The organism is Vibrio sp. OY15, from assembly GCF_000742455.1.
GTDB classification, from domain to species: Bacteria; Pseudomonadota; Gammaproteobacteria; order Enterobacterales; family Vibrionaceae; genus Vibrio; species Vibrio alginolyticus.
The window spans coordinates 14,614-38,769 of sequence record NZ_JPIL01000025.1 but is presented as its reverse complement, the minus strand read 5'-3'; the positions used below and the strand labels follow the sequence as shown (position 1 = coordinate 38,769).

The 24,156-nt window shown below is 46.6% G+C and carries 17 protein-coding genes; 4 read left to right on the top strand and 13 right to left on the bottom strand.

Annotation, left to right across the window (positions count from 1 at the left end; all coding sequences use genetic code 11):
* Nucleotides 1-232 precede the first annotated feature (232 nt).
* From acs to IJ23_RS21240, 3 genes are all read right to left on the bottom strand, one after another.
* Nucleotides 233-2,185 (bottom strand): acetate--CoA ligase, encoded by a 1,953-nt coding sequence (gene acs / locus IJ23_RS21250; RefSeq protein ID WP_005386359.1) that lies wholly within the window; start codon nt 2,183-2,185, stop codon nt 233-235.
* Nucleotides 2,186-2,422: 237 nt separating this feature from the next.
* Nucleotides 2,423-3,052, bottom strand: a complete 630-nt coding sequence (locus IJ23_RS21245) for a 3'-5' exonuclease (RefSeq protein ID WP_005382363.1) — start codon at nt 3,050-3,052, stop codon at nt 2,423-2,425.
* Between the two features lie 33 nt (nt 3,053-3,085).
* Nucleotides 3,086-4,912 carry a DUF294 nucleotidyltransferase-like domain-containing protein gene (locus tag IJ23_RS21240; protein WP_033907293.1) on the bottom strand — a complete coding sequence of 609 codons (1,827 nt, stop codon included), beginning with the start codon at nt 4,910-4,912 and terminating at the stop codon, nt 3,086-3,088.
* Nucleotides 4,913-5,145: 233 nt separating this feature from the next.
* On the opposite strand from IJ23_RS21240, the gene IJ23_RS21235 reads away from it, so the two are divergent.
* On the top strand, nt 5,146-6,333 hold the full coding sequence (locus IJ23_RS21235; RefSeq protein WP_005382367.1) for a 3-phenylpropionate MFS transporter: 1,188 nt from the start codon (nt 5,146-5,148) through the stop codon (nt 6,331-6,333).
* Nucleotides 6,334-6,468: 135 nt separating this feature from the next.
* On the top strand, nt 6,469-9,900 hold the full coding sequence (locus tag IJ23_RS21230) for a hybrid sensor histidine kinase/response regulator (protein ID WP_033907290.1): 3,432 nt from the start codon (nt 6,469-6,471) through the stop codon (nt 9,898-9,900).
* Nucleotides 9,901-9,991: 91 nt separating this feature from the next.
* On the opposite strand, the gene IJ23_RS21225 is transcribed toward IJ23_RS21230, so the two are convergent.
* The 5 genes from IJ23_RS21225 to IJ23_RS21205 form a co-directional block, all read right to left on the bottom strand.
* Nucleotides 9,992-11,377 carry a class II fumarate hydratase gene (locus IJ23_RS21225; protein ID WP_033907289.1) on the bottom strand — a complete coding sequence of 462 codons (1,386 nt, stop codon included), beginning with the start codon at nt 11,375-11,377 and terminating at the stop codon, nt 9,992-9,994.
* A 17-nt stretch (nt 11,378-11,394) separates the two neighbouring features.
* A complete protein-coding gene (locus tag IJ23_RS21220; RefSeq protein ID WP_005382370.1) occupies nt 11,395-11,772 on the bottom strand; it encodes a hypothetical protein in 378 nt (125 codons plus the stop codon).
* Nucleotides 11,773-11,971: 199 nt separating this feature from the next.
* Complete coding sequence (locus tag IJ23_RS21215) at nt 11,972-12,454, bottom strand: hypothetical protein (protein ID WP_005382371.1); 483 nt, start codon at nt 12,452-12,454, stop codon at nt 11,972-11,974.
* A gap of 108 nt (nt 12,455-12,562) precedes the next feature.
* Complete coding sequence (locus IJ23_RS21210; protein ID WP_005382372.1) at nt 12,563-14,290, bottom strand: sodium:solute symporter family protein; 1,728 nt, start codon at nt 14,288-14,290, stop codon at nt 12,563-12,565.
* A gap of 12 nt (nt 14,291-14,302) precedes the next feature.
* Nucleotides 14,303-14,566 (bottom strand): DUF4212 domain-containing protein, encoded by a 264-nt coding sequence (locus IJ23_RS21205; protein ID WP_005382373.1) that lies wholly within the window; start codon nt 14,564-14,566, stop codon nt 14,303-14,305.
* A gap of 520 nt (nt 14,567-15,086) precedes the next feature.
* Between IJ23_RS21205 and IJ23_RS21200 the strand changes: the two genes are divergently transcribed.
* Nucleotides 15,087-16,838: a potassium/proton antiporter gene (locus IJ23_RS21200; protein WP_005382374.1), complete on the top strand. Its 1,752-nt coding sequence runs from the start codon at nt 15,087-15,089 to the stop codon at nt 16,836-16,838.
* Here the strand turns inward: IJ23_RS21200 and IJ23_RS21195 are convergent.
* The 4 genes from IJ23_RS21195 to aspA form a co-directional block, all read right to left on the bottom strand.
* Nucleotides 16,835-17,464: a response regulator gene (locus IJ23_RS21195; RefSeq protein ID WP_005382375.1), complete on the bottom strand. Its 630-nt coding sequence runs from the start codon at nt 17,462-17,464 to the stop codon at nt 16,835-16,837. The two genes, IJ23_RS21200 and IJ23_RS21195, sit on opposite strands and share 4 nt — an antisense overlap.
* A gap of 194 nt (nt 17,465-17,658) precedes the next feature.
* Nucleotides 17,659-19,491, bottom strand: coding sequence for a protein-disulfide reductase DsbD (locus tag IJ23_RS21190; RefSeq protein ID WP_033907288.1), 1,833 nt, complete (start codon nt 19,489-19,491; stop codon nt 17,659-17,661).
* Between the two features lie 161 nt (nt 19,492-19,652).
* Nucleotides 19,653-20,960 carry an anaerobic C4-dicarboxylate transporter gene (locus IJ23_RS21185; RefSeq protein ID WP_005382378.1) on the bottom strand — a complete coding sequence of 436 codons (1,308 nt, stop codon included), beginning with the start codon at nt 20,958-20,960 and terminating at the stop codon, nt 19,653-19,655.
* Nucleotides 20,961-21,136: 176 nt separating this feature from the next.
* Nucleotides 21,137-22,588 carry an aspartate ammonia-lyase gene (gene aspA / locus IJ23_RS21180; RefSeq protein WP_033907287.1) on the bottom strand — a complete coding sequence of 484 codons (1,452 nt, stop codon included), beginning with the start codon at nt 22,586-22,588 and terminating at the stop codon, nt 21,137-21,139.
* A 431-nt stretch (nt 22,589-23,019) separates the two neighbouring features.
* On the opposite strand from aspA, the gene IJ23_RS21175 reads away from it, so the two are divergent.
* Entirely contained in the window at nt 23,020-23,538 is a 519-nt protein-coding gene (locus IJ23_RS21175) for an FxsA family protein (protein ID WP_033907286.1), read from the top strand.
* A 70-nt stretch (nt 23,539-23,608) separates the two neighbouring features.
* Here IJ23_RS21175 and trmL read toward each other — a convergent pair whose 3' ends face one another.
* Complete coding sequence (gene trmL / locus IJ23_RS21170; protein ID WP_025768811.1) at nt 23,609-24,088, bottom strand: tRNA (uridine(34)/cytosine(34)/5-carboxymethylaminomethyluridine(34)-2'-O)-methyltransferase TrmL; 480 nt, start codon at nt 24,086-24,088, stop codon at nt 23,609-23,611.
* Between the last annotated feature and the right edge of the window lie 68 nt (nt 24,089-24,156).

The following is a 24,156-nucleotide window of genomic DNA, read 5'->3' as shown; positions in this document are numbered from 1 at the left end:
TTTTGTTAAAACCGAGCAAATTTTAAAAAATCGACCAAGATTATAGCTAATTCATAGCAATTAGCAGCAATTTACTGGTCTAATCTCCTAATAGCCACTCTCGTTTCTGTAACCAAGTTAACAAAAACAACATAATTGCCATATTTTTTGTGTGGCCAATTTGTGCACTAAAGCAAAAAACCGCCATGAGTGATGGCGGTTTTTAAAGTGCTTTTAAAACAGTTGGTTGAATTTATGCCAATTCTGCTTTCTCTGCGATAAGTTTATCTACAACGCTCGGATCGGCAAGCGTTGATGTGTCTCCGAGGTTGCTAGTATCACCCGTTGCAATTTTACGCAGGATTCGACGCATGATCTTACCAGAACGAGTCTTCGGTAAGGAATCCGTCCAGTGCAGTACATCTGGTGTTGCAATTGGACCAATTTCTTTACGCACCCAATCTTTCACTTCTTTGTGTAGCTCTGCTGACGGGAATTCACCATCGTTCAAGGTAATGTAAGCGTAGATAGCTTGGCCTTTGATATCATGCGGAATGCCCACAATAGCGGCCTCAGCAATTTTATGATGTGCGACAAGAGCCGATTCTATTTCAGCGGTACCCATGCGGTGACCCGACACGTTTAGTACGTCATCAACACGGCCCGTGATCCAGTAGTAACCGTCTTCGTCACGACGAGCCCCATCACTAGTAAAGTACATTCCCTTGAAGGTTGAGAAGTAGGTCTGTTCAAAGCGCTCGTGGTCGCCATAAACAGTACGCATCTGACCTGGCCATGAATCAAGGATCACCAAGTTACCTTCTGCTGCGGTTTCTTCAATGATGTTGCCCATGTTATCAACCAGTGCAGGTTGGACTCCGAAGAATGGTCGAGTTGCTGAGCCTGGTTTTAAGTCTGTTGCACCTGGTAGTGGTGCAATTAAGATACCGCCGGTCTCTGTTTGCCACCAAGTATCAACGATAGGCGAGCTTTCGTTACCAATCGTTTTGTAGTACCACTCCCACGCTTCAGGGTTGATAGGCTCACCTACTGAACCCATCACACGTAAGCTTGAACGAGATGTCCCTGCTACCGCTTCGTTACCTTTTGCCATTAGTGCACGAATAGCGGTTGGCGCAGTGTAGAGAATGTTCACTTGGTGCTTATCAACCACTTCACTCATACGAGCCGTGCTTGGGTAGTTTGGAACACCTTCAAACAGAATGGTTTTGGCCCCGTTCGCTAGTGGACCATAAATTAGGTAAGTATGGCCTGTAATCCAGCCCACATCCGCGGTACACCAGAAGGTTTCACCTGGTTGATAATCGAAGACATATTTAAAGGTCATTGCCGCGTAGACGAGGTAACCGCCTGTAGTATGTAGTACGCCTTTAGGTTTACCTGTCGAGCCAGATGTGTAGAGGATGAACAGCGGGTCTTCGGCTTTCATCTCTTCTGGTGGGCAAACGTCAGAAACGTTGGCTGTTGCTTCGTGCCACCAAACATCACGGTGTTCATGCCATTCAACATCACCACCTGTACGTTTAAGCACGACGACTTTATTGATGGTTTTTACGTCTGGGTTGGTTAGTGCTTCATCCACGTTCTTTTTCAGTGGAACAGCGCGTCCGCCACGTACGCCTTCGTCTGCGGTGATCACGACTTTAGCGTCAGAGTCGATGATACGGCCGGATAGTGCTTCTGGTGAGAAACCGCCAAATACTACGGTGTGAACCGCACCAATACGGGTACAAGCGAGCATAGCCACAGCGGCTTCTGGCACCATTGGCATGTATAGACACACCACGTCTCCCTTGCGTACGCCTTGCTCTTTCAATGCGTTGGAGAATTTACACACTTCTTTGTGCAGTTCGTTGAAAGTGAGTGTTTTGTCGTCGGCTGGATCATCGCCTTCCCAAATGATGGCGACGTCGTCCCCGTGTTCTGCAAGATGACGGTCAATACAGTTAGCCGAGACGTTCAGTGTGCCATCTTCAAACCAGCGAATATCAACATGGCCAGTGTCGAAAGAAGTGCTTTTTACTTTGGTGAAAGGTTTGATCCAATCAACGATTTTGCCGTGTTCGTTCCAGAAGCCCTCTGGATCGGTTACCGACTGCTGATACATGGCTAAGTAAGTATCATTATCCGCGTGTGTATGAGTTTTAATATTTTCTTTTACCGGATAAACGTGGGCTTCGCTCATGGCTTCTCTCCTTGTGCCTTATTTCTCGGCCTTACACCAATCTAGATAAGATTTTGAATATATTTTTGTAGGGCTGTTTTTTGGTTCTAAATAACTTGGTCGTGGTAATGACGACGTTGTGCTTATAACTGTCAGTCACCGCGCGTATTTCCACAATTAGACTTTAGGATGAGAGTGATGGAAGCGCCGGGAAATCGCTGAAACAAAAGCATTTCTGGGAGCTAGGTCAACTGATTTTTATGTATACGGCGCGGTTAGGTTGGGTAAATCGCCTTTCGTTAAGCGGACAAAGACCAAAGCGGCAGAAATCGCGTCTTGCAAGGCGTCGTGTTTGTCTTGGATAGGAAGTTCGAGGTGTTTACAAATGGCATCCAGACTTAAGTCGAAATAGGCATTCGGCAAATGTCGTTCCAACTTATCGTGGTAAATCTGACTGACTTCGATCAGTGGGTTAGGAAGTGGGAAGCCAAGTTGCCGCAGACAAGCAAGGTCTAAGATCTTTTTATCGTAACGAATGTGATAGCCCACAAGTGGTCGGTTGCCGATAAAGTCGAGCAGCTCGAGCAGCGCCTCTTTTTCACTGATGCCATCGACTAAGTCTTGGTGGCGAATTCGATGGATCTTGACCGAGCCTGAGTCGAGCGATTGCGGCGCGCGTAAGCGGACTTCAAATGGTTGACTGGTGATGATGCGGTTGTCGATGATCTTGGTGGCTGCAATAGTCACCAGCTCGGCGCGATTTGGGTCAAGGCTGGTGGTTTCGCAGTCAAGAGAGACGTATTCTGTTTTATCTGGCGTGCAAAACAGCGACTGATAAGGCGAACCTTTCAGTTTGTAGTGCCAGTATTTGCGTTGTAACCAGTTCATTGCCTACGCCTCTGTGATTTATGAAAATCAGGGTTAATCACGAATTTGATAATGGAAGCCTAAAAATTGCTTAAATTTCTTCACCACATGTAAGCTGTGGCGAAGCAAATCACGCTCAGTTCTATCCAGTTGTTTAATATCAATGTTATTCAACGCTTCTTGCTTTTTGAGTTGCTGATTAAGGCGAAGTTTAAAGAACAATTTCAGTGCTTCGTTGAGATTATCTGCCGTTTCGGATTCTAAGATGCGCTTATTTCTCAGAGCTTCAATGCGCTCAAACGTGTTCTTCTCCTCAATGGCATATTCCAAAGACAAGGTGCGAATGCCGTGTACAATTGGGAAAATACCGCCGCGTTTAATGTCCAATCCGTCTTTAGCACTTTTTACGTTGCCAAATAGAGTTAGGGGCACCGAAAACTGCAAGGCAGGGCGAGTAAAGTCAGACAATATCAACATGCGATCTTTCATTGTGTCACGAAGATGCGCCGCAATTGGAGCCAGCAGCTCGCAATTCCCAGCAACAGCATGGGCGTCACTGAAAATAGCTAAGTCCATGATTTGTTCTGGTTCGGCTTTAGCTATCCAGTGGTTTAGGGTACTTATCCATTCTTGCTGTGTTTTGACCCATTTCGGGTTGTTAACCATCACTTTACCAGGGCAAAGTGGATAACCGAGCTGTTGTAGGGTGTGTGTGAAGGATCGCATCACTTGTTCGCAATGAGGCCATTCCAAACCATCTTGAATAATCAGGGCATTGTCTTGATCGGTTTTGAGAATTTGCTCTCCTCGGCCTTCAGAGCCGAGTACGATCAAGCAACAATGGTCGTGCAAGGCTGGTGGTATCACTAACTCGAACGCTTTCTCGATAATTTGTTCGTTTACGGCTGAGATAAGCTCCATGATGAAGCGAGTGCGGATGCCGTTTTTCAATAAGCTCTCGACCAATTGACGTTGGCGGTTTGAGGCCAAAGCGAGCTCTTCCACGCTGCTTGCTCGAGCAATACTGAGCGTTAACACGTGAGAGTGGGTTGAGAACGCGCTGAGAATTTGGGTCATATCCAGCATGCCGACGGCTCGGTTGCCTTCACATACCATGAGGCGTTTCATTCTATTTCTGGTCATTGTGATCATGGCGTTGAATAGAAAGTCACCATCATCAACGTGATAAACAGGAAAGCTCGCGATCTCACCCACTGGTGTGTCGAGCGCGCAACCATCTATCATCACAGAATGCAGCATATTAGTACGAGTCACTATTGCGTACGGGTGGGCTGATGGCCATTTTTCCAATCGTGGATCATCGCCATGGAGTTGAACCAATGCAGCGTCAATCCCATTTTCTTTTAAGGAACGTGTTACCTCGTTAATTGGTGTATTTGGTTCAAGGATCATCGGTGGGTGATAAATGCTGCGGTCAACTTTAGTGAGAATAAACTCCGCTAAGTTTTGCTGTTGATGGGCCGCTTCGATGAGCTCTTGCCGTTTCGATAAATTGTTATCGAAATAGGCTGCAAACTGGCCATTTTCGTTGTAAAGGGCAAGGAAAATTTCTTTCGGCAGTAGGTAAGAGAGCGTGTCCTCAAGCGCGATGTAGTGATGACGTACCTTGTCTTCAAGTAACGAGCGTACATCGAACATATCGTCGTTGGCATAATGTGCGAACACTTCCTGTTGATCGTTGGAGCGCTCTTCTACCGCGCCTTTGATCAGAATATGTAAGTGGGGGTTCTTCTGTCCGCAGGATAAAATAACATCTCGAGCTCGATAGTAGGCGACGTCCAGAGACGATCGCAGTCGCGTTTGTTGTGCTTCAGTTAAGCGATCGAACGGTGGAGATTGCATGTTAAATTTGTCAGGCATGAGAACACCCAATAATGATGGAAGGAACACTCTCTAAGTCTGACAAATTTCTTACCGGAAGCCAGACGACTTTGGTCTAAATTACGATGTTTTCGCTTGAAGATGCCAAATGTCGCAAAGTTAGTATTCCATCGAGGAAACGATAAGTTTCTTATTCTTCCCTTTTTATAATACGCATGGCGATCCATAATTCCCGGCTCGAACGTTGGTGTTCCCGTTTTAGGATATTAGTAATGTTGAAACCTTCTCCGTATGGCTGGATTTCCCAGTACTTTCTCGGATTCTTCTTTGCGTATGGCGTGTATCTGCCATTTTGGTCACTTTGGTTTAAGGATCAGGGCGTATCTTCGACAGATATCGGTTTGCTGGTCGGGTTAGGCCTTGCGACACGTTGTGTTGCCAATATCGTGATCACCCCACGAGTACACAAAGTCGAACACCTTATGCCTGCTTTACGTTGGTTGAGTTTCGCTGCCCTCCTTTTTGTTGGATTTCACTTTTTTACGGGTGGTAGCTTTTGGTTAATGGCACTAGCGACAGTGTTGTTCAATCTTTGTTGTGGACCGATTATTCCGTTGTCGGACGCGATGGCAAATTACTACGCTCGCCTGAAAATGCTCGATTATGGCCGCACGCGGCTATGGGGTTCGATCGCCTTTATCGCAGGCTCGACGGCAGTGGGCTACCTGGTGGCTGAATTTGGCTCCGATATGATCTTGTACACTGCGATGTTCGGCGTGTTTATCTCGTTGCTGTTTGCTATGCGACCGACTAACCCAATGCCTGTAACGCACGGTGGGCAAAGCGCAGAACGTCCAAAGCTGACCGCTCTTTTGACCGACAAGCCGATACTAAAATTCTTAGTGTTGGTGTCACTAATTCAGGGCAGTCATGCGGCTTACTACGGCTTTAGTGCGATTCACTGGAAGGCCGCTGGTCACTCGGAAGATGTCATTGGCTACTTATGGAGCTTGGGGGTGGCCGCAGAAGTGGCAGTGTTTGCACTGAGTAAGCGTTTATTCGTAGGTTGGTCAATACGCGCGCTGTTTATTGCTGCTGCCGTTGGTGTAATGATGCGTTGGGGTATTACGGCGTCGACAACATCAATTATTGCTTTGGTGATTGTTCAACTATTGCATGGTGTGACTTTCGCTACCGCACACATTGCCGCGATCCAATATATCCAAAACTCCGAAGAAAATAAGATCGTAGCGTTGCAAGCGTTGTATAACGCGATTCCGTTGGGCGCATTTATCGCGTTAATGACCGTATTGAGTGGCTGGGGTTATGAGCACTGGGGACCGCTTGTGTTCTGGGGCATGGCCGCGATGGGGTTATTGGCTCTGTTCATCAAGCTTGATTCGCAAGACCCACATCAGGTGGTTGATGTATCAGACAAGCCACTTGAAACACAGAATTAGACTTATGTAACAAAGGTTAAAAACTAAGCTTTGTCTCCGTTATCAAAGCAGTGTTAAATGAAACCTCTCCCTCATGGAGAGGTTTTTTTATTCTCTTGCTTTAAAAGTAGCAAGAAAGGCAAGAAAGGATATCGGATGCAAGGATGGCTGGTGGTTCCCGTTTCTTTAGCGTATTTGGGAGCTTTATTTATCATCGCGTGGTACGGCGACATTCAGAAAAGGTGGCTAGCGCGCTGGCGGCCTTGGATTTATAGCCTTTCCATTGCGGTGTACTGTACATCATGGACCTTCTACGGCACGGTCGGGCAGGCCAGCAGTAATCCTTGGTCTTTCTTGCCCATCTATATTGCTCCCATTTTAGTGTTTACCATCGGATGGCGCGTTTTAGCTCGGCTTATTTTGATTGCTAAACGGGAACACATCACGTCGATTGCTGACTTTATCGGAGCACGCTACGGTAAATCCCAAGGTTTGGCCGTGGTTGTTACGCTCATAGCGGTTGCGGGAATTTTGCCGTACATCGCTTTACAGCTGCGTGGTATCACTATGGGGCTTGAAATTATTGCACCAGAGCTGGCTACTGATTTTGGTTATCAAAACGATAGCGTGTCGTGGTTTGTTGTGGTCGCATTGGCGATTTTTACGATGCTATTCGGTACCCGCCACATTGATAACACGGAACACCATCGTGGGATGATGATGGCAATTGCCTTCGAATCCATTATCAAACTGCTGGCTTTTTTAGTGGTCGGTGTCTTCATTGTTTGGTTGGCGATGAACACCGAGAGTTTGAGCTTACTTGATGTTGCCGCGCAGACGTATCAGTCACCAAATATCCCGACTATATTGATTCATACTGTACTGACCATGCTGGCGATCGTTTGCCTTCCGCGACAATTCCATACGATGGTGGTGGAAAATGAACGTGCTCAAGATTTGCACGTGGCTCGTTGGTTGTTCCCCATTTATCTGATCTTAATGGGGATTTTTGTTTTACCTATTGCGTGGGTAGGGCAAGGCCTCTTGAGTGGCGCTTCGCCTGATACTTATGTCATCAGTGTGCCGATGTCGGTCGGGGCGAGTGAAATCGCCTTGCTTGCGTTTCTAGGCGGTACTTCAGCGGCAAGCGGCATGGTTATCGTATCGACGATTGCCTTAGCGATCATGGTCTCGAATGACTTGGTTATGCCATTGCTATTGCGTCGCATGCGACTGACGCAGCGTAACCACCACCATTTTTCTGAATTATTACTGCGGATCCGCCGTGGTTTGATTTTAGTTTTGTTGATTGGCGCGTGGTGTTTCTATCAAGCGTTGGACACCATTCATTCACTTTCTGCTATCGGCTTTCTCTCGTTCGCGGCTATCACGCAATTCGCTCCTGCGCTGGTTGGCGGTATGTATTGGCGTCAAGGGAATAAGAAAGGTGTGTATGTTGGCCTCGCGGTGGGTTTTGCTACCTGGTTGATTACGTTAATGAGCCAAACAGACATGCTTGCCGGAGACGCCAGTAATAACTTCCTGATCTGGTTGATTACACCACCAGAGGTATTGGCTAGTTTTGATATCGCGATTTCAGATTGGGGGATGATCCTCAGCGTGGTCGCTAATGCAGTGTGTTTTGTTGTGGTTTCTATGGCTACCCGACCAAGCCTAAGTGAGCGCTTACAATCGGCATCATTCGTTGGTACACCGTTGCCTGAAAGCGAAAATATGAGTCTGTACCAGAGCCGCGTTACGGTTGCAGAACTGGAAATGCTAGCGTCCAGATTTGTAGGACGAACGCGAGTTAAAGCGGCGTTTCAAGCCTACTGGAGCCAGCAACGAGAAGAGTTGATGCCGAATCAACAAGCGCCATCTTCTCTGATTCGGCATACGGAGCGTGTGCTAGCAGGGGTATTTGGTGCATCTTCTGCTAAGTTAGTACTTACTTCCGCTCTGCAAGGAAGAAACATGCAGCTTGAAGAGGTGGCGACTATCGTCGATGAAGCCTCTGAACTGTACGATTTTAGTCGGGGTTTACTCCAAGGCGCGATTGAGCATATTGGACAAGGTATTGCGGTCGTCGATAAGCAACTACGCTTGGTAGCGTGGAACCAACGCTATTTAGAACTCTTTGAATTTCCGCCAGGCCTGATTCAAGTAGGTCGACCGATTGCGGATGTGATTCGGCACAATGCAGAGCAGGGGTTGTGTGGCCCTGGTGACCCTGATGACCACGTCCGTCGCCGTGTTTATCACCTTGAGCAAGGGACTCGGCACACCTCTTCTCGGGTTCGTCCCGATGGTCGCGTGATAGAGGTGCAAGGTAACCCAATGCCAGGTGGTGGCTTTGTGATGAGCTTTACCGACATCACCGTATTCCGTGATGCAGAGCAAGCACTGAAAGACGCCAACGAGACATTGGAAGAAAGAGTACGTCTGCGGACTCGAGAATTAGAACAACTTAACAAGCAGCTGGTGGAAGCGACGCAGCGCTCGGATTTGGAATCGAAGTCCAAATCACGGTTCTTGGCGGCAGTAAGCCATGACTTGATGCAACCGCTCAACGCGGCGCGTCTATTCGCATCTTCACTATCGGAAGTCGCCAAAGACAGCGAAGCCAAAAAGCTGTCAGCACACATTGAAAGTGCTTTAGAGGCTGCCGAAGACTTAATTGGAGATTTGCTGGATATCTCGCGTTTGGAATCGGGCAAGTTGGAAGTCAACGTGCATGGCTTTGCGTTAAATGATGTGTTATCGAATTTGAATGCTGAGTTTAGTGCGTTAGCCAAACAGCAAGGTATAGAGTTCACCATGATTCCGTCCTCACTCATGGTTAAGTCGGATCCCAAACTGCTGCGCCGTGTGGTGCAAAACTTCCTGACCAATGCGTTTCGTTATAACCCGAATGGCAAAGTCGCACTCGGTGTTCGCCGCGTGAAAGGGCGAGTGCGTATTGATGTATGGGATAATGGAGTGGGGATTGAAGAAGAGAAGCAGCAAGAGATTTTTGAAGAGTTTAATCGCGGAACTCAAGTTCGTTCCGACCAAGGCCTCGGACTTGGTTTGGCGATTTCGAAAGGAATTGCTCAGGTACTTGGGCATGAAATTTCGATGCGCTCTTGGGTTGGAAAAGGCAGTGTTTTTTCCATCACCCTAGATAAAGCTGATCATGTTCAGCCTCATCCAGTTCACGTGGCAATGAGTAAGCAATCTGAACTTGGTCATCTGAGAATCCTATGTGTCGATAATGAGCCTGACATTCTAGTCGGCATGGAAAACTTACTTTCCCGATGGGGCTGCGATACACGAGTTGCGATTGATTTAGTTGAAAGTCTACAAGCGCTTGAGGATGGTTGGATTCCGGATGTAATTTTCTCCGATTACCGACTTGATGATGGTCGTACTGGTTTAGAAGTGCTACAGCAATGCCGCCTGAGATTAGGCCACAGCTTTGAAGGCGTCATCATCAGTGCAGATCGTACCGATGATATGCTTGATGGCATCAAAGCAAATGGGTTCAGCTTTATTGCTAAGCCAGTTAAGCCGCTTAAGCTGCGTTCGGTGCTCAATCGAGTCGCTTAGGATTGGAGTGTTTGAAAAATAGCTATAAAAAGAGACCTCCGAATGGAGGTCTCGATGTTTGTAATCTTAGTTGATAGGCTGAGTTTGCCGCTTATTCTGCGACGCCGCCTTGGGTCAGTTTGGCTGGATTAAGCAATCGCTCTAGTGTGGCTCTATCCAAATCAGTTTCTTCTTCCGCGACATCAATAATCGCGCGTCCCTGTTTGTAGGCTTTTGTCGCGACTTCTGCCGCTTTTAGGTAACCAATGACCGGGTTGAGAGCCGTGACCAAAATTGGGTTTTTGGCGAGTGCTACATCCAAGTTATCTTGGCGAACTTCAAACGTCGCAATGGCTTTGTCAGCTAAAGCGGTTGTGCTGTTAGAGAGTAACTCGATGCTCTCCAATACGTTATGAGCAATAACTGGCAGCATGACGTTAAGCTGGAAGTTGCCCGCTTGGCCTGCGACGGTAATGGTGGTGTCATTACCAATGACTTGCGCTGATGCCATAGCTGCGGCTTCTGGGATCACAGGATTTACTTTGCCAGGCATGATGGAAGAACCCGGTTGCAAGCCTTGTAATTCTATCTCACCTAAACCAGCCAATGGGCCTGAATTCATCCAACGAAGATCGTTTGCGATCTTCATGATCGCAACTGCTGCTGTTTTGAGCTGTCCCGACAGAGCGACGATCGCATCTTGACTGCTTAAATTGAAAAAGAAGTTATCACTGGCCGTGAACTGAATACGAGTTGACTGGGTTAGGTTGCTAGCGAATAAGTCTGCAAAGCGTGGATCGGCATTGATCCCCGTTCCAACCGCCGTACCACCTTGGGCTAAGGCTTTTACAGCAGGAAGTGTTTGTTCAATCGCTTGTTTTGCATGCTCGATTTGGAACTGCCAACCGCCAAGTTCTTGAGCAAAGGTAATTGGCATCGCATCCATTAAGTGGGTGCGACCGGTTTTTACAACATCTTTCAATGCTTGTTGCTTAGACTCTAGTGTTTGGCTTAGGTGTGACAGGGCCGGGAAGAGCTGTTTTTCGATGGCTAATGCTGCGCTAACTTGAATGGCCGTTGGTACCACATCGTTGCTGCTTTGCCCCATGTTGACGTGATCATTAGGGCTGACAGTGCCGCCTAGATGCTGGGAGGCCAGTGTTGCAATTACTTCATTCGCATTCATATTTGAGCTAGTGCCTGATCCCGTTTGGAACACGTCAATTGGGAATTGCTCAATATGATTGCCTTCGATAATTGCTTGAGCTGCGTCAGCAATCGCGTTGGCAATATCTCCCTCAAGCAGCCCTAGCTGTGCGTTGGTGAGTGCCGCAGTCTGCTTGATGTGTGCTAACGCTTTGATAAAACCAGATGGCATTTTATGTTGACTGAATGAGAAGTTATCGACGGCGCGTTGAGTCTGGGCTTGGTAGAGAGCATCTGCAGGGACAGTAACTTCGCCCATACTGTCAGTTTCTATGCGGAATTCGGTGCTCATGGTAGGGATCCTTTTGGTTAATCGAGTGAGATTTGAATCAGGCGTAATTGTTGTTGTAGTGCGAGAAATTTCACGTCGCCTTGTTCAAACTGGTAGTAATAGCGTTTGAGGCAGAATAATGGCGTATGGATAGAATCGAGACAGACACGACGGAAGATACGACTGCGAGTTGAGTCTTGAATTGCGTCTAGTAAATGGAAATAAACCTGACGTAAAAACAGCTCACACAACAATAGATTTTCTTCATCGGCATCGTGTTCATAACAGGAAGACAACACCATTCCCCAATGAATATAGTCATGAATCACGTCTGGCTCAAAGCCATGTGGTGCGGCGAGAAGGAATCTATCTTGGGCTTTAAAAAATGCGTTAAAGATGTCCCGTTTGTTGTCCATAACCACCTCTCATTGAATGTAATGATAATTATTATCAATTAACTTGTGGGTTGGCAACCCTTTTTAGAGTAAGAGGTTGTTGAAGAAAGACTTACGGAAACAAAAGCCGACGCAAAGGCGTCGGCTGAGTAGGAATTCATTTATGCTGAGTGAAACTAAGTCACTGTCGTTTGAAGACCGGTGAATTAGCTTGTCAGCGTTATTCAGTAAATAAGGTTTCGTACTTCACAAATGCGGTTTGTGTTTCACCATAATATAGTGTGCCGCCTGATTGAATGACGACTCTTAACCAGCTTTCTGCAGATGCAGGCTTTGGTAAGGTGATGTACCAGCTTTGGCCTGCTTGATCGGCGGGCTTCATATCAATCGGTTGAGCGTTTTTCTCTTTGTCACTCACAATAGAAACTTTAACCCCTTCAAGTGGGTAAGCGGCGTTGAGTGACAATTCTAAGTTATTTTTAGTGAGTTTTTCAGAGCGAAATTTCACTTTAAAATCGCCATTTTCCATATCACACAGACCACTGGTGTAACGACAATTAGACTTACTCGCGAGTTTGTAAGTTTCCCCTTCTTGCGCCGCGTGGGGTTTCTCGCTGAGGGCCATATCGGTACCGAAGTAAGCGATCAAAGAGAGAACTGGCGCAATCAGTAGAGCGAGAATAAAGTGCTTGTTTTTGAACATCTTGGCTTCCTTGCAACGACATACTGCGAATATGGTAACTGAAAAGTGAGAATAAAAAAGCCCCGGACGGCTGGTTCCAAGCGGGGCTTTTGTGGTTTTGATTAGTTTTTAGTGATCCACTGCACTACCAGCACCTACTGGCACGCGAACGTGTTCGACTAGGTCTTTTACTTCTTGTGGCGTTTCTGCTGTTACTTTGGAGACAGCGAATGCGACGATGAAGTTAAATAGTGCGCCAATAGCACCAAACGCGTTTGGCTCAATACCCAGGAACCAGTTTGTTCCCCAGCTTTCTAGATATTTCCAATCAGCAACGAAAAGGATGCCTTTGTGTTGGAATACGTAGAACAGCGTAATACTGATACCTGCAATCATACCGGCGATTGCGCCTTCTTTGTTGATGCTCTTGCTGAAGATGCCCATCATCAATGCAGGGAAGATGGATGAAGCGGCAAGACCAAAGGCGAGTGCTACCGTACCTGCGGCAAATCCAGGCGGATTTAAACCGAGATAGCCTGCGGCTGCTATCGCTACTGCCATTGATATTCGACTAGCAAGTAGCTCTTTTTTCTCGGATATGTTCGGATTGATAACCCCTTTGATTAAGTCATGGGAAATAGCTGAAGAAATGGCGAGTAGTAAACCTGCTGCGGTAGATAGTGCAGCTGCAAGACCACCTGCTGCCACAAGTGCGATCACCCAGTTTGGTAGTTTAGCGATCTCTGGGTTAGCCAATACCATGATGTCGTTATCAACGCGCAGTTCGTTGGTGGACGCATCTGAAGTGTATTGGATATTGCCATCGCCATTTTTATCGTCAAAACCGAGTAGTCCAGTTGTTTCCCAGTTTTTGAACCACGCAGGACGCTCGTCATACGCTAGGTGCTGACCCGGAGCTGGATTTACCGTATTCATTAGGTTGAGGCGAGCCATCGCTGATACCGCTGGTGCAGTAGTGTAAAGGATTGCGATGAAGATCAGAGCCCAGCCTGCTGATGTACGTGCGTCGCGAACCTTCGGCACGGTAAAGAAACGGATAATTACGTGTGGTAGACCGGCAGTACCAATCATCAGTGACATGGTGTAGACAAACATATTAAGTGTGTCGCCACGTACTTGGGTCGTGTATTCACTGAATCCGAGTTCGGTCACAACTTGGTCAAGCCGATCGAGTAGATAGACATCGGTACCAGCCATGGTACTCCCCAGACCAATTTGTGGGATTGGGTTACCAGTGAGTTGCAGAGAGATAAAGATTGCAGGGATAGTGTAAGCAAGAATGAGTACGCAATATTGAGCAATCTGCGTGTAAGTGATGCCTTTCATGCCGCCAAGAACCGCGTACATGAAAACGATACACATACCAATTAATAGGCCGGTGGAGTAATCCACTTCTAAGAAGCGACCAAACGCAACGCCCACGCCTTTCATCTGACCGATAACATAAGTCACTGATGCGATGATAAGACAAACAACCGCTACGATACGTGCTGTGTTGGAGTAAAAGCGTTCACCAACAAACTCTGGCACCGTAAACTTACCAAATTTGCGTAGGTAAGGCGCTAGCAACAGCGCAAGCAGAACGTAGCCACCAGTCCAACCCATTAGAAATACTGAGCCGCCATAGCCCATGAAGGCAATTAAGCCTGCCATTGAGATAAACGACGCTGCGGACATCCAATCGGCTGCGGTTGCCATACCGTTTGCAATCGGGTTTACACCGCCACCAGCAACATAAAACTCTTTGGTTGATCCGGCGCGAGCCCAAATAGCAATCCCGATGTACAGGATGAACGTGGCGCCAACGACCAGGTAGGTAATAGTTTTCAAATCCATCTGAGTGACTCCTTATTCGTCCACGCCGAATTCACGGTCAATTTGGCGCATCTTCCATGCGTAATAGAAAATAATTCCTAGGAAGGCATAGATGGAGCCTTGTTGAGCAAACCAGAAACCGAGTTTGTAGCCGCCTAGTTGAAATTGATTTAGTACGTCGACAAATAAAATGCCGCAGCCGAAAGACACGACGAACCAGATGACCATTAGGCCGATCATGAGCTTCACGTTTTTGTCCCAATAGGCTTTGGCTCTTTCTTCGCTTTCAAATGCCATTGCCGTCTCCTTACGATTGGTATTGTTGTTAATGAAATGTTTCAATATGTACATTAGCAAGGTGTTGGCAATAACTCTTTTCAACTTTAGTCGGGGTGTTAAAAATGAAGAATCCCCATGCTATGGGCTTTTGCAGCGAACAAAGGGGTAAAATGTTATGTTAATAAACTGTTAAGTTAGCCAAAGGTCTAAAGGTTGATTGGATAAACAAGCATGATTAAGACGGGCCATTAATCTTTTCTTCATTGAACTTGGAGATGCTGTGTAAATATTGGTGGTGATCTTGTGGCTCTTAAAGAGAGAAGGCGTAGATAAGAAAGCTCTCAAGTAATTTATTTACATAAAGTTTTCGCATCAAATCACCGTTTTAACGCACAATAAAGTAATATAACTGAGTCATTCTCGTACAACCTCGCATTTTGAGACGGTGTAAAGGGGAGGCAGATTAGGGCATTACCTCATTAACGAAGTAGCCTTGCTCATCACAATTATTATCGTTTTTCATTAAGGGAGGGTGAGAATGGACGCAGACACCATTAACAGTTTTTTTCTAATAGGTGCGTTGTTAATCGCACTTAGCGTTCTTTTAAGCCCAGTGTCTTCTAAGTTGGGAATCCCAATTCTTTTGGTATTTTTAGCCGTTGGAATGCTGGCGGGGGAAGACGGCTTAGGCGGCATCTTATTCGATAACTTTTCGATCGCTTATTTGGTTAGTAACCTCGCATTAGCCATCATTTTGCTTGATGGTGGGATGAGAACGCGGGTCGCCAGCTTTAGGGTTGCGTTATGGCCCTCGGTCTCTTTGGCGACATTTGGCGTTGCGATCACCACCATTTTGACCGGGCTGATGGCAACGTGGTTATTCGACTTAGATTTATTGCAAGGCATATTGGTTGGTGCGATTGTTGGTTCCACCGATGCTGCCGCGGTCTTCTCTCTACTCAAAGGTCGTAGCCTGAACGAACGTGTTGGTTCAACGCTGGAAATTGAATCCGGCACCAATGACCCAATGGCGGTGTTTCTGACCGTAACTCTGATTGCTATTTTAGCGAACCCTGGCGCTGACTTAAGTGCGGGCTTTTTGGCGTTCAGTTTTCTTAAGCAGTTTGGTATCGGCGCGTTACTTGGCTTCGCTGGTGGCTGGATCTTATGGAAAGTTATCAATCGCAATCAATTACCAGATGGGCTGTATTCTATTTTAACGGTCAGTGGTGGCTTGCTTATTTTTGCTTTATCTAACACTTTGGGTGGCAGTGGTATTTTGTCGATTTACCTCGTTGGTCTTTTATTAGGTAACCGTCCAACACGCAGCCGCCACTCTATTCTTCATGTTTTAGATGGTATGACGTGGCTAGCTCAAATTGGTATGTTCTTGGTGCTTGGCTTGTTGGTTACACCATCTAATTTACTCTCTATTGCGTTGCCAGGTCTTGCGCTTGCCTTCGGGATGATTTTGTTTGCCCGACCAATCTCAGTTTGGATTGGTTTACTGCCATTCAAGAGTTTCACGCCACGTGAAAAGTGGTTTGTCTCTTGGGTAGGATTGCGTGGCGCTGTACCTATCATCCTCGCGGTATTTCCAATGATGGCAGGGTTGCCAGATGCTCAACTGTACTTCAATTTGGCATTCTTTGTAGTAATGGTGTCTTTGATAGTACAAGGGGGCACGTTGACTAAGGCGATGTCTCTTGCAAAGGTCGAGCTACCTTCTAAGCCTGAGCCAATTTCGCGTACGGGTGTAGAGATTTACCCGACCAGTGAGTGGGAGCTGTTTATCTATAGACTTAAAGCAGATAAATGGTGCATTGGTGAGCCATTACGTAGTCTTTCGATGCCGGAAGGAACGCGTATCGCCGCTGTATTTCGCAGTAAAGAGCTATTGCACCCATCCGGCAGTACGCGTCTTGAGGAAGATGATACCTTGTGTGTATTAGCACAAGAAAAGGATTTAGATGCACTGAGCTTACTGTTTAGTGAAGCCCCAGAGAAAGCGTCGCTAGCGCGATTCTTCGGTGACTTCTTCCTCGATATTGAAGTGAAGCTTGCCGATATTGCCGTGATGTATGGTTTGAATCTGGGGGATGAACCGCTGGATAAAAGTTTGAGAAACCTTGTCGAAGAGCAATTAGGTAGCACGCCAGTATTGGGAGACCATTTCGAGTGGCAAGGTTTGCATTGGATCGTCGCTGATGTTGTTGATCAGCAGGTCACTAAAGTCGGTATCCGATTGCCAAACGAAAAAAGTAAGTCTGACGATAAGACGTCAATCTAGTCGCTCATTTCCGTCAGCATAATCACGGCTTGCGTGCGGTTCTTTACACCGAGCTTACGGAAAATCGCTGTCATGTGCGCTTTTATGGTGGCTTCTGAAACATTCAATTCGTAAGCGATTTGCTTGTTCAGCAAGCCATCGGACAACATTCCCAACACTTTATATTGCTGCGGTGTTAGCGCAGCAATCTTTTCCGCTAAGTCATTACATGCCGCGTTATTGGTGATCAACCCTTCAGGGAAGTATGGGTCGCCATTCAGCACTTGATTGAGCGCGTTCACTAATTCGCGCATGTCGCTGGACTTGGGAATAAAACCAAATGCACCATGGCTTTTCACCTGCGTCACGATCGCCGGCTCTTCACTCGCTGAAACGACGACGATAGGTAAATCTGGATGCTCTGCTCGCAAATGAATCAAGCCAGACATACCATTTGCTCCTGGCATTTTGAGGTCCAATAGCACTAAATCTGGCTCTTCCTCTCGTTCTAACAAAGCCAGAAGTGCGTCGAGTGAGTCCGCTTCCAGCAAATTTGCACCACTAATAGCCATGTGGATAGATTGAAACAAGGCATTCCGGAAGAGTGGGTGATCATCTGCAATAATGATGGTGTAGGTCGAATCCATGACGTTAAACACTTTTGACTATTTCGTTAAATTTATTATTGTCCAGCTTTGAGAGAGTGGACAATATTTATTCGCTAAAAGTCTGAACCAAATCGACTTTTATTAGGAAAATTGCATATAAACGCAATGTTCTTATTCAAATCTGAGCAATAAAAAACGCCAGTGGACATCACTGGCGTTTGAATATCTGGTTATCAGAACTGCTTGATATGCTCTAAGAAAGGCTCAGCTTGCATAAAGCCCGTCAAACGAGCGTTTGAAACGTGTTCGCCACTGGCATCCCAAAACTCAATTGTTGGTAAACCAAGTACATTCATGTGCTTCAGTAGTTCGATGTCTTGCACTTGGTTTTTGGTCACGTTCGCTTGCAGAAGAACGAAGTCTTGCAGTTTTGCTTCGACGCTTGGGTCATGGAAGGTGTACTTTTCAAACTCTTTACATGCTACACACCAATCGGCGTAGAAATCGAGCATGACGGGTTTACCTGCCGCTTTCGCAAGTGCCAGTTGTTCTTCAAGCTCCGCCACGTTAGCAATGCGAGTAAAGCTAACAGTGGCTTGCTGAGTTTGTGTTGTGCTGTTGCCAAACCAGTAATTTAAGATAGGTTGTGCTGAGGCTAGCAAACCTAAGACGGCGATTATGCCCACGGCACTTTGTTTCCAGCCACCAAACTCTAGACTGTTTTTGATGTGGTATAGCCAACCAAAAGCAGCAATACCCAGTGCTGACCACAGAATCGTTGACCACATTTCTGGCATGATGCGTTCTAGTAAGAAGATAGGTGCGGCAAGCAGAATAAAGCCGAAGAGTGTTTTCACTCGGTCCATCCAACCACCTGCTTTTGGTAGCAGTTTGTTGCCGAAGACCGCAACAAGAATCAGCGGAATACCCATGCCCATCGCCAGCGCGTATAACGCGATACCACCGGTAAGCAAATCGCCGCTTTGTGCCACGTAAAGTAGCGCACCAGACAGAGGTGCCGTGGTACATGGTGAGCACACCAGTCCAGAAATCGCCCCCATGGCGAATACGCCTGCACTGCTGCCGCCTTGCTGTTTGTTGCTGAGGTTGTTTAACCACGTTTGAACGTTGCTTGGTAGCTGTAATGAGTACAGACCAAACATAGACAAAGCGAGTGCGATGAACAGTACGCTCAAGCCAATCAGCACATAAGGGTGTTGCATTGCCGCTTGGAACTGCATACCTGCAGATGCCACCACAAGGCCGAGTAGGGTGTAAGTCAGTGCCATGCCTTGCACGTAGACGAATGACAAGCCTAGCGCGCGGCGTTGGCTTAGTTTGCCACTGCCAAGCACTATGCTGGTCAGAATTGGGTACATCGGTAGCACACAAGGTGTAAACGCCAAGCCCACACCAAGCGCCAAGAACAGAAGTGGTGTCCACCAGTTATCAGCAAGGTTGGCTGCAAGGCTATCTTGCTGTGTTACTGGAGCTGATGGTGTGTCGGCAGAACTAGATGATTGCACCGCTGGTGGCGTTGCTGTTGGTGCCAGTTCTGCTTTTGATGCAGTTGTCGCCGTTGTTGAATCTGAGTTCGACGAAGTAAACGCGCTGATAGGAATCACGCGAGTTTCTGGCGGGTAACAGAAGCCTGCTTTCGCACAACCTTGGTATTGCACGACTACGCGAGCACCGTCTTGCCAATCATGCATTGGTACATTAACGAAGAGAGGTTGAGTATAGATATGCACGTCACCAAAGAATTCATCTTTATGCGGTGTGCCGTCTTCCATTTGCAGTTCGCCTAGCGATACTTTCTCACCAGCTACAGACAAGCGCTCTTGATATAGGTAGTACCCGTCACGTACCTGCCAATCGAGCATCAATTTGTCATCTTGCTGGTAGAAGTTAAATGGAAACGCCTGATCAACCGGAACAAAGCTGTCGCTGCTGCTACCAAAACTGTTGTTCTGGCTACTGTTAAACTGGTCTTTGCCAAATAAAGCTAAAGACGGAGTGGAAAAGGTAATGAGCCCTAAGAGTAAAACGGAAAGTAATGCGCGCATAAAAGAGTCAATTCATCTTAGATAATTGCCGTTAGTGTAACTCAATCAGACCCGGAGGCGAGTCAATAAGTTTCATGAAAATGAAGATTTATTGAGCATAAATCAAGACAACAGGGAATAAAAAAGGGAGCCGAAGCTCCCCGAGTAAGACTCTGTTTCTACTAGATCAGTAGACCACCGAATGCGAAGCCAAGTGCTACCGCAGAAGCGATGGTTACCACACCAGGTACAAAGAATGGGTGGTTGAATACGTACTTACCGATACGAGTTGAACCCGTGTCGTCCATCTCAACCGCTGCTAGAAGCGTTGGGTAAGTTGGCAGCACGAATAGCGCACTTACTGCTGCGAAAGATGCAACTGCGGTAAGTGGTGCCACACCGATTGCTAGTGCTGCTGGCATCAGCGCAACAGTGGTTGCACCTTGTGAGTAAAGCAGCATTGAAGCGAAGAATAGAACGAGTGCTAGCATCCATGGGTAGTCTGCTAGTAGCGCACCCGCAACTTCTTTGATGCCGTCAACGTGCGCGTTAACGAACGTAGAACCTAGCCATGCCACACCAAGAACACACACACACGCTGTCATACCAGAGCGGAATGTTGCTGCGGCTGGGATTTTGCCAGCATCGATTTTACAGCTCATTACGATAGCTGCCGCAGCTGCTAGCATTACCGTCATGATAGCTTCGTTACGGCCTAGAGCAGGGTTCTCGATAAGGCCAACTGAGCCAGAAATTGCTGCTGCGTAACACACGACAAATGCGATTGCGCCTAGGAAGATGAAGGTTGCTTTCTTCGCTGTTGGTAGGATTTCGCGTTTTGCTTCTGTATTTAGCTTGATTAAGCCTTTTTCTAGACGCTCTTGGTATTCAGCATCGTCTTTTAGCTCACAGCCCATGAAATTCGCCACGAACGCACCGATCATGCACGCGATGAACGTCGTTGGAATACAGATTGCTAGTAGTGTTAGGTAGTCAACGCCAAATGGGTGCAGCATTGCCGCGAACGCTACAACAGCCGCTGAGATTGGTGATGCGGTGATAGCGATTTGCGATGCTACGACCGCGATAGACAGTGGACGAGAAGGGCGCACGCCTTGGCCTTTCGCTACTTCTGCAATCACTGGCAAAGTAGAGAATGCCGTGTGGCCAGTACCCGCCATTAATGTCATTAGGTAAGTTACGATAGGCGCATAAAAGGTGATGCGCTCAGGATGCTTGCGCAAAAAGTTTTCAGCAACTTGCACCATCCAGTCTAAACCACCAGCGACTTGCATTGCTGCGATAGCGGTGATTACAGACATGATGATCAAAATTACGTCAACGGGAATGTAAGCTTGGCTTGTTGGTACGCCCAAGATCAAAGACAACGCAATGACCCCAGCACCACCGGCAAAACCAATGCCGATACCACCGATTCTTGCCCCCAAATAGATGAAGAGCAGAACCACGAAGAGTTCGACCATGACCATATTGATACCTCTTTAGTTTTTTATTTGATTCTGATTTTTTGAACACTCAGGAATAGGAGTAAATGCTCAGAGAATGAGAACCTAGTGGTTTAGCGGCAATAAAAGCATATAAAAAATGAGGTTAACCGTATGAGAGCCTAAAAAAGGGGCCTGAGTGGCCCCCTTCGGATTCGTTATTACTCGTAACGTTTTGCTTTGTAAGTAGGATGCATGAAGTTTTCTACTGACAAGATTTCATCAAGCTCCTCTGCTGTAAGCAGACCGCGCTCTAGCACGACTTCACGAACACTCTTACCAGTTTCTGCACAAATCTTACCTACGATGTCACCTTCGTGGTGGCCGATGTATGGGTTTAGGTAAGTGACGATACCGATAGAGTTGTAAACGTAGTTTTCGCAAACTTCTTTGTTCACTGTGATGCCGTCGATACATTTATCACGTAAGTTCACACACGCGTTGTGTAGTAGAGAGATAGACTCAAACACGCTTTGTGCGATAACTGGTTCCATTACGTTTAGCTGTAGCTGACCGCCTTCTGCTGCGAAAGAAACCGTGTTGTCGTTACCGAGAACTTTGAAGCAAACTTGGTTTACTACTTCTGGGATAACTGGGTTTACTTTAGCTGGCATGATTGAAGAGCCTGCTTGCATTTCAGGTAGGTTCAATTCATTTAGACCCGCACGAGGACCAGAAGAAAGTAGACGAAGGTCGTTACAGATCTTCGATAATTTCACTGCTAGGCGTTTTAGCGCGCCGTGAGTCATTACGTATGCACCACAGTCAGACGTTGCTTCGATAAGGTCTTCTGCTGCAACAACGTCAAGGCCTGTTACTTCCGCTAGGTGTTTTACTGCAAGCGCTTGGTAGCCAGTTGGTGTATTTAGACCAGTACCGATTGCGGTTGCGCCTAGGTTGATTTCTAGGAGGAGTTTAGATGTGTAATCTAGAGCACGAATCTCTTCGTTTAGTGTTACCGCCCACGCATGGAACTCTTGACCGACTGTCATTGGTACTGCGTCTTGAAGCTGAGTACGGCCCATTTTCAGTACATCTTTAAACTCAACGGCTTTAAGTTCGAATGCGCCTTTTAGGTACTCAATTGCTTCCATTAGCTTGTGTACGCTGTTGTATACCGCAATACGGAAACCTGTTGGGTACGCACAGTTGGTTGATTGGCTCTTGTTTACATGGTCATTTGGGTTAACAAATTCGTATTGGCCTTTCTCTTTACCCATCAACTCAAGCGCAACGTTTGCGATCACTTCGTTCGTGTTCATGTTAACTGAAGTGCCTGCACCGCCTTGGAATACGTCTGATGGGAACTGATCCATGCACTTGCCAGTTTCTAGGATCAAATCACACGCTTCGATGATGTAGTTTGCAACGTCTTTTGGAATAGCGCCAAGTTCTTTGTTTGCTAACGCTGCTGCTTTTTTGGTCATTACCATGCCGCGTACAAATTCTGGTACGTCAGAGATGGTCATATTAGAGATGTTGAAGTTCTCGATTGCACGTAGCGTATGAATACCGTAGTACGCATATGCAGGGACATGACGTTGACCTAATAGATCTTCTTCAATACGAGTGGCTGGGTTTGCTGTTTTTGGAGCATCAGATAGGGTAGCCATAGCAGGATCCTTAGATGATAATTCTGATAATAAAGTTATTTATTAGCCATTTCTGCAATCTAGAATCCATTCATCAGAATTTTTGGCTGGAAAATCCGTCCTGACTTATGTGGCACATGATACTGCACCTAGCGCATAAAAATAGTAACTAGATCACCTTTTTCGTTTTTCATGAGTCAATAATTTGCAAAGTATGAACGGGTTATTAATAACCCTTTATGGGTACTCGATTTTCCTCGACAAACATGAGTTTTTAGAGTTCGAAATTAGCACTTTAAAAGCACGAAAAAATCGGTATGTAATTGAATGAAACGCGCTCCCGCTACTTTGTCTAAAAAAGAAGGAGACCAGTATGAACACGCTTTTTTACAACGATTCGTTTGAGCTTAGTCTGCTTTTACCATTACACTGAATTAAACAAAGGAGGGCGTGTGTTTCCTATCTTATTATTAGCGTTTATTTTTGTTCCGATCATTGAAATCGGCTTATTTATTCAGGTGGGCGGCTTTTTAGGTTTATGGCCGACCATTGCACTAGTCTTAATCACGGCATTTGTCGGTGCATCGTTGGTTCGTAGCCAAGGTATCCAAACACTGATGTCAGTACAGGGGCGTCTTGAACAAGGTGAAATTCCAGCCCAGCAAATTTTTGAAGGCGTAATGCTCGCTGTGGCTGGCGTGCTACTGTTAACCCCTGGCTTTATGACCGATGCCCTTGGTATGTTGGTGTTGCTTCCTGCGCCACGCGCCGCGATAGCTAAATACTTGATGAGCAAAATGGTGGTGAAAACCATGCATGGCGGTGGCTTCCAAGGTGGTTTCTCTAACCAGGGGCCATTTGAGCAAGACCCGTTCCGTCGTGACCCATTTGATTCCCAGTCAGATAATGGCAATACCTTCGAAGGGGAATACGAGCGTAAAGACGATGATGATCGCAACAAGCTCAACTGATTGAGTTAGTCAGTAAAGAAAACAAAAGGGCGCACCAAGCGCCCTTTTCTGTATTTGGAATTCGTGCTGCTTACAATGCGCCTTCAAAGCCCATTTGACGCCATGCTTCAAAAGCAATGATCGCAACGGCATTCGAAAGGTTTAGGCTGCGCGCATCTGGCATCATTGGAATGCGAATACGCTGCTCCATTGGCAAGCTATCGATGATTTCAGCAGGCAAACCACGAGTTTCTGGACCAAACATCAAAACATCACCCGTTTGGTATTGTGCATCAACGTGGTGGCCTGTGGTTTTGGTGGTGCAGGCAAACAATCGGTAGTTACCTTGCTTCTCTTTCTCTAAATATTCTAAGAACGCTTGATAGTTTTTATGACGCGTTACGCGAGCTAAATCATGGTAATCCAAACCAGCGCGGCGGACTTTTTTCTCTTCAAGATCGAAACCCAGAGGTTCAATTAAGTGAAGGTTTGCACCGCAGTTGGCGCATAGTCGAATGATGTTGCCGGTGTTCGGCGCGATTTCTGGTTCGTATAAAGCGATATCAAACATGGTATTGAAATAGAGTTGGTCAAAGAGAGGGGCAGTATATACCCAAGTCACCGAGATATGCGAGATTC